Annotated in this window: 7 protein-coding genes; 4 read left to right on the forward strand and 3 right to left on the reverse strand. The window is 72.4% G+C overall.

The window, feature by feature from the left end; all coding sequences use genetic code 11:
- Positions 1 to 26: 26 nt before the first annotated feature.
- From ACFWM7_RS32795 to ACFWM7_RS32805, 3 genes are all read right to left on the reverse strand, one after another.
- Positions 27 to 350, reverse strand: coding sequence for a hypothetical protein (locus ACFWM7_RS32795; protein WP_383267746.1), 324 nt, complete (start codon positions 348 to 350; stop codon positions 27 to 29).
- A 244-nt stretch (positions 351 to 594) separates the two neighbouring features.
- Positions 595 to 1,593: a hypothetical protein gene (locus ACFWM7_RS32800; protein WP_383267749.1), complete on the reverse strand. Its 999-nt coding sequence runs from the start codon at positions 1,591 to 1,593 to the stop codon at positions 595 to 597.
- Positions 1,590 to 1,829 (reverse strand): 4-oxalocrotonate tautomerase family protein, encoded by a 240-nt coding sequence (locus ACFWM7_RS32805; RefSeq protein WP_383267752.1) that lies wholly within the window; start codon positions 1,827 to 1,829, stop codon positions 1,590 to 1,592. Before ACFWM7_RS32805 ends, ACFWM7_RS32800 begins: the two co-directional genes overlap by 4 nt.
- A gap of 288 nt (positions 1,830 to 2,117) precedes the next feature.
- Here ACFWM7_RS32805 and epsC point away from each other — a divergent pair, with 288 nt between their 5' ends.
- The 4 genes from epsC (at position 2,118) to ACFWM7_RS32825 (ending at position 5,543) form a co-directional block, all read left to right on the forward strand.
- Positions 2,118 to 2,834 carry a serine O-acetyltransferase EpsC gene (epsC, locus tag ACFWM7_RS32810; protein WP_383267755.1) on the forward strand — a complete coding sequence of 239 codons (717 nt, stop codon included), beginning with the start codon at positions 2,118 to 2,120 and terminating at the stop codon, positions 2,832 to 2,834.
- A gap of 145 nt (positions 2,835 to 2,979) precedes the next feature.
- On the forward strand, positions 2,980 to 3,960 hold the full coding sequence (locus ACFWM7_RS32815) for a PLP-dependent cysteine synthase family protein (protein WP_383267757.1): 981 nt from the start codon (positions 2,980 to 2,982) through the stop codon (positions 3,958 to 3,960).
- Positions 3,957 to 4,526: a cupin domain-containing protein gene (locus ACFWM7_RS32820; protein ID WP_383267760.1), complete on the forward strand. Its 570-nt coding sequence runs from the start codon at positions 3,957 to 3,959 to the stop codon at positions 4,524 to 4,526. The genes ACFWM7_RS32815 and ACFWM7_RS32820 overlap by 4 nt, the downstream gene beginning before the upstream one ends.
- A gap of 66 nt (positions 4,527 to 4,592) precedes the next feature.
- A complete protein-coding gene (locus tag ACFWM7_RS32825) occupies positions 4,593 to 5,543 on the forward strand; it encodes a DMT family transporter (RefSeq protein WP_383267762.1) in 951 nt (316 codons plus the stop codon).
- Positions 5,544 to 5,841: the final 298 nt, after the last annotated feature.

The following is a 5,841-nucleotide window of genomic DNA, read 5'->3' on the forward strand; positions in this document are numbered from 1 at the left end:
GGCGACGAGAGCGCTCGGAGAGTGGTTCAGGCCGCGTTGGGGCCTTCGCCGGTGTCGGAGGGGGTGGCGCGGTTGGGGCCTTCGCCGGTGTCGGAGGGGGTGGCGGTGAGGTTGGGGCCTTCGCCGGTGTCGGAGGGGGTGGCGCGGTTGGGGCCTTCGCCGGTGTCGGACGGGGCGGCGGTGAGGTTGGGGCCCTCGCCGGTGTCGGATCCGCCGAGGACCGCGGAGCGTGCCGTGGCCGGCAGGGCGGAAAGGCCGTCGTCCGACGCCACCGTGGAAGCGGCGGCACCTCCGGCCACCAGCACAGCGGCCGTAAGAATTCCCACCATCGTCGACACCGGGTTCCGCATGGTCTACCGCCTTATGGAGTGGTCTTGCCGGGGCGTTCCTGCTGACGGGAATGACTTTCGCGGGTGCTGCTCCCCGGTCGTTCCGCTTCCGCTACCCGCCGCCGGGCGGCGGCCGGGAACGCGACAGGAAACCCCTGTACACAGGCGCAGGACGCGCATACCGGGACCGCCGTGGCGGAGGGACACGTACACGAAAGGGGCCCACCGGCAACAGCGGTGGGCCCCTCCGACGAGCGGATGCGGGTCAGGTGGGACAGCCGAGCACGGCGGCCGTACGGGTGGCGAGTTCGGCGGGTGTGAGCGCGGTGAGGACGACATACCCGTCCCGCACCTCCCGCACGTCCTCGGGTGCCGCGATCCGCCCGGGTGCTCCGGTCGGACCGGACAGCGGGAGGGCTGCCGCACACCCCACCGGCATCGCCGCCTTCAGCGGCTTCCCCGACAGGGCATGGACCAGTTCGCGTTCCGCGACCAGTCCCGTGGTGAGTTCGATCAGCCGGGAGACGGGCCAACTCGCCTGCCGTGGAATCGCGTCCACGACCCGCAGTCCTCGTCCGGTACGCGCGATACGGGTGAACGCGTACCCGAACTCGTAACCGACCAGGTCCAGGAGGCCCGTGGCCAGGGCTCTGATCTCCGCCTCCTCCGCACCGGTGATCGGAGCGGGGAAGGTGTGGACGGCCGGGCCGGAGCCCGGCGGCGTCGTGACACCGCAGGCTGCCCCGTCCGGTCCGTGCCCCGCGCCGGGTTCCCCCGGATCGCCGAAGTTCCCGTCGCCGGGACGGAATTCCACGATGCCGGTGACCCGGTGCATCCCCTCGACCGTGAGGGTCTCCACCCCGTACCCGACATCGCACAGCGGCGGCCTGTGCTCCGGTTCGTCCGGCAGGGCCAGCGCCTGCCACTGGGGGCCGCTGAGATTCAGCAGGTTTCTGACCTCGGCGGCATCCGCGAGCAGCCGGGCGGCGGAGGCGGGATTCGGTGAGACGCCCAGTTCCTCGGCCGTCTCCAGAACAGCGGGGCGGGTACTCGCGTCCCCGCAGGCGATCAGCCTGCCCACCCGGTGGGTGAGCACGGTCTCCCGAAGGTACGCGCGAAGCTCCTCGTCCGTGAATCCGGCCGCGTCCGCGACGGTGACGACATGGAAGCCGGCCTCCTCCGCCGCGGCCGCCAGTCGGCGCGACGGTGCGACGAGGAGGAGACGCCGTGGATCGGCGCTGCCGGATCCGGTCGAAACCGTCATGGCTGCTGTCCTCCGGTGTCCTGCGGGCCGGGCCGGGAGACGGCGCCTGCGAGGAGAGCGTCGGCGAGCACGCCGCCCTTGCCCCAGTGGTCGGTCGCCACGTCCCGCACGATGACGGTGACGGCCTCCTCGGGGCATCCGGCTATCCGGGACACACAGGCGGTCAGTTCCTCGACCAGTTCCTGGCGCTGTGCGCGATCGTTCCCTTTCCACCAGTCAACGGAAATCACAGGCACGGTAGGACTCCTTCGTTTCGGGGCGAGGCGAGGCGAGGCGGGGCGGGGGGCGGCTCGGGGCCGCGGTGTCCGCCGACGCGGAACCGGACCGGCTGTCCGACAGACGGTCGCGTGGCGCTCAGGCGAGTGTGGGCCGGAGCGTTCCCGAATGTTTCCCGCCCCGTTCCCCTCTCGTTCCGCACCGCCCGAGACGCTCCCGCCGGGTGGGAACGCGGCGGGACCACAGCGGGAAGCCCACCGGGCACGCTCAGCTCCAGTCATGAGGCCCACCCCGCCCCTGGAGCCACGATGAGCCTGCTCAGTCCGACGAAACCGGAATCGAATCCGGCCCTCGGCCCCGCGCCCGGCACCGCCTCCGCGTCCGCCGGCGAGTCCGAGGGGCCGGCGGTCACCCCCGCGTCCCCCACCCCCCGTCTGCTCGCCGCGCTGCGCGAGGACCTCGCCGTCGTCGTGGCCCGCGACCCCTCCGTACGGGGCGGGAAGGAAGCGATCCTCCACCCCGCGCTCACCGCACTGTGGGCGCACCGCGTCGCCCACCGCCTGCATGGTCGCGGCCTGCGCATCCCGGCCAGGCTGCTGGCCCGCTGGGCCCGCCGGGTGACCGCGGTCGAGATCCACCCCGGGGCCGTGCTGGGCCGCCGGGTCTTCATCGACCACGGCGCCGGGGTCGTGATCGGGGAGACCGCCGTCGTCGGTGACGACGTGACCATGTACCACCAGGTCACCCTGGGCGCCGTCGGCTGGTGGAGCGACAACAAGCGGCCCGAGGGCGACCGCCGCCACCCCGTCGTCGGCAGCGGCGTCATCCTGGGCGCCAACGCCACCGTCCTCGGACCGGTGACCGTGGGGGACCGGGCGGTCATCGGCGCCCAGGCCCTGGTCAACAAGGACGTCCCGGGCGGTGCCCGGGTGCTCGCGCCCACCGCCGTCATCAAGGAGCCCGGCCGGCGGCCGGAGCTGATGGAGGACGTCTTCACCGTCATCGCCTCCGCCGGCTCCTGGTGACAGCCCTCCGCCGGTTCCCGGTGACAGCCCTCCGCCGGTTCCCGGTGACACCCCTGCGCCGGTTCCCGGTGACACCCCTGCGCCGGTCCCTGGAGACACCCCGGGCCCTTGGCCCCCGACTGCCCCGATTGCGAGAGATGCAGCCATGACCACCACCGCTCACGCCCCGCTCACTGCCGTCGCTCCCGCCCGCCCCGCCGTCGCCTCACGCATCGAGGACCTCGTCGGCTCCACACCGCTACTGGAACTGCGGCTGCGCGACCTGGCGCCGGGCGCCCGGGTGCTGGCGAAGCTGGAGTCCGCCAACCCGATGTCCTCCAGCAAGGACCGCGCCGCCCTCTACATGCTGCGCGCCGCCGAGGAACGCGGCGCGCTCCGGCCCGGCGGCACCGTCGTCGAAGCGACCTCCGGGAACACCGGGATCTCCCTGGCCGCGTTCGCCGCCTCCCGCGGCTACCGCTGCGTGATCGTGCTTCCGGACAACGCCACGGCCGAGCGGGTCAGGCTGCTGCGCGCGTTCGGGGCCGAGATCGTCCAGACGCCGAGCTCGCTCGGCTACCCGGGGGCGATCGCCGAGGCCGAGCGGTTGCACGCGGCCACTCCGGGCTCCTGGTTTCCCTGCCAGCACGAGAATCTCGACAACGTACGGGCCCACTACGAGACGACGGGGCCGGAGATCCAGGCGGCCGTGTCCTCCCTCGGCCGGCGCATCGCGGCCTTCGTGTGCGGGGTGGGCACCGGCGGCACCCTCACCGGCGTCGCCCGCTCCCTCAAGGAGCACGACCCGGACGTCCGCGTGATAGCCGTCGAGCCGGAGAAGTCACCGATCCTGTCCCAGGGGTACGCGGGCCAGCACCGCATCCCCGGGCTCAACGGCGGCTTCGTCGCCGATACGACCGACGTTTCCCTCATCGACGAGGTCGTGACGGTCTCCGACGAGGACGCCCTCCTCACCGCGCGCCGGCTGGCGACCGGTCAGGGCCTCTTCACCGGCGTCTCGTCCGGTGCCGCCGTGTACGCCAGTGAGCGCGTCACCCGCAGGCCGGAGTTCTCCGACGGCATCGTGGTGACCCTCCTGCCGGACACCGGCGAGCGCTACCTGAGCATGTGGGAGGACCAGGCATGAGCCACGCGATGTTCCGTGCCTACGCGGACGCGGTGAAGGCCGAGATCGGGACCGCCACGACCACGCGCTTCATAGCCCTCGCCGAAACCACCGACGGGCGGTTCGGTCTCTTCCACCATTCGATGCTGCCGGGGGCCGGTGGGGCGGACCCGCACTACCACTCCCGGATCTCCGAGTCCTTCTACGTGCTGACGGGCGAAGTCCGGTTGCACGACGGCACCGGCTGGCGAACCGCCCGTGCCGGCGACTTCCTGCACGTGCCGGAGAACGCGGTGCACGGCTTTCGCAATGAGAGCGGCTCGCTCGCCGAGATGCTGATCATCTTCACGCCGGCCGAACATCGGGAGGGCTACTTCGAGGGCCTGGCCGCTCTGCTCGCCGACGGCAACCGCCCCTCCCGCGAGGAGATGGTCGCGCTGATGGAGAAGTACGACCAGTTCGAGGTCGACGCCCCGGACACGGATCACGACCACCCGCACCGACACGCGCACGGCGACGGGGCCGGCCACCGCCACCATCACCACCACGGCCCCGCCGACGCACACGCCGCGTCGCACCACCACTGACCGGCGGGGCCCGCCGGCCCTGCCCCCTTCCCCTCCCCCTCCCCTTTCTTTCGAGGAGATCACCGCATGAACGTCGCCAACTGGGGCCGCTTCGGTCTGCTGGCCGCCCTGTGGGGCTGCAGCTTCGCCTTCATCAAGATGTCGCTGGAGGCGTTCGCGCCCCTTCAGCTCGCCTCCGGCCGCCTGGTCGTCGGCGCGCTCGTCGTCCTCGCCATCCTCGCTGTGAAGCGCCTCCCCCTGCCTTCGCGCCCGCTCTGGGGACACATCGCCGTCGCCTCCGTCTTCGGCAACGTCATCCCCTTCACCCTCTTCGCCATCGGCGAGCAGCACACCACCGCGACCATCGCCGGCGTGATCCAGGGGGCCACCCCGCTCATCACCATGGGCGTCGCCGCTCTCGCGCTCTCCGAGGAGAAGCCGACGCGCCGCAAGGTGACCGGCCTGGTCGGCGGGTTCGTCGGGCTGATCATCGTGGTGGGGCCGTGGAACACCGACGGCTTCGGCTCGATCGGCGGTCAGCTCGCCTGCGTCGGGGCCGCCGCCAGCTACGCCGTCAGCTTCGTGTACATCCGCCGCTTCATCGGTCCCCACAAGCTGCCCGCGCTCTCCGTGACCGCGGCCCAGCTGAGCGCGGCCTCCGTCATCACGGTGGTGCTCACCACGTTCGTGACCGGCTGGAGCCTGCACGGCGACCTCACGGTCAAGCCGCTGCTCGCCCTCCTGGTCCTCGGTGCGGCTTCCACCGGTATCGCCTTCGTGCTGCTCAACCGCCTGATCGCGGACGCCGGCCCGACCACGGCCTCCGGCGTGAACTACCTCGTACCGGTGTTCTCCGTGGTCGTCGGGGTGCTCGCCCTGGGCGAACCGCTGTCCTGGAACGTACCGGTGGGCGGGATCCTCGTCATCGCCGCGCTCGCCCTCGCGGAAGGCCGGATCTCCGCCCTGTCGAAGTCCGGGAAGCCCAAGCCGACGTCACCGGTCGCCCCTGACCGCGTGCCGCAGAAGAGCCGCCCGTAGCACCGCCGCCCGTAGCACCGCCGTCCGTAGCACCGTCGTACGGCACGGCACGGCACGGCACGGCACGGAACAGCAAAGTTCAGCACGGCACATAGACAGCTCGGCACAACAACAGCACGCACAGCCACGCCTCAACGAGCCGGGGCCGGCGCAGACACCCTTCCCGGGGTGCGCGCCGGCCCCGGCTCGTTGCGTCTTGTCGCCCCGCCAGGCCCCCCCCCCCCCCCCCCCCCCGCCCCGGGGCTCCGCCCCCCAACCCCCCCCCCCCCCCCCCACACAGGCCCGACGCGCGCGCCAC

The organism is Streptomyces sp. NPDC058375 (genome assembly GCF_042723425.1).
GTDB lineage: Bacteria > Actinomycetota > Actinomycetes > Streptomycetales > Streptomycetaceae > Streptomyces > Streptomyces durocortorensis.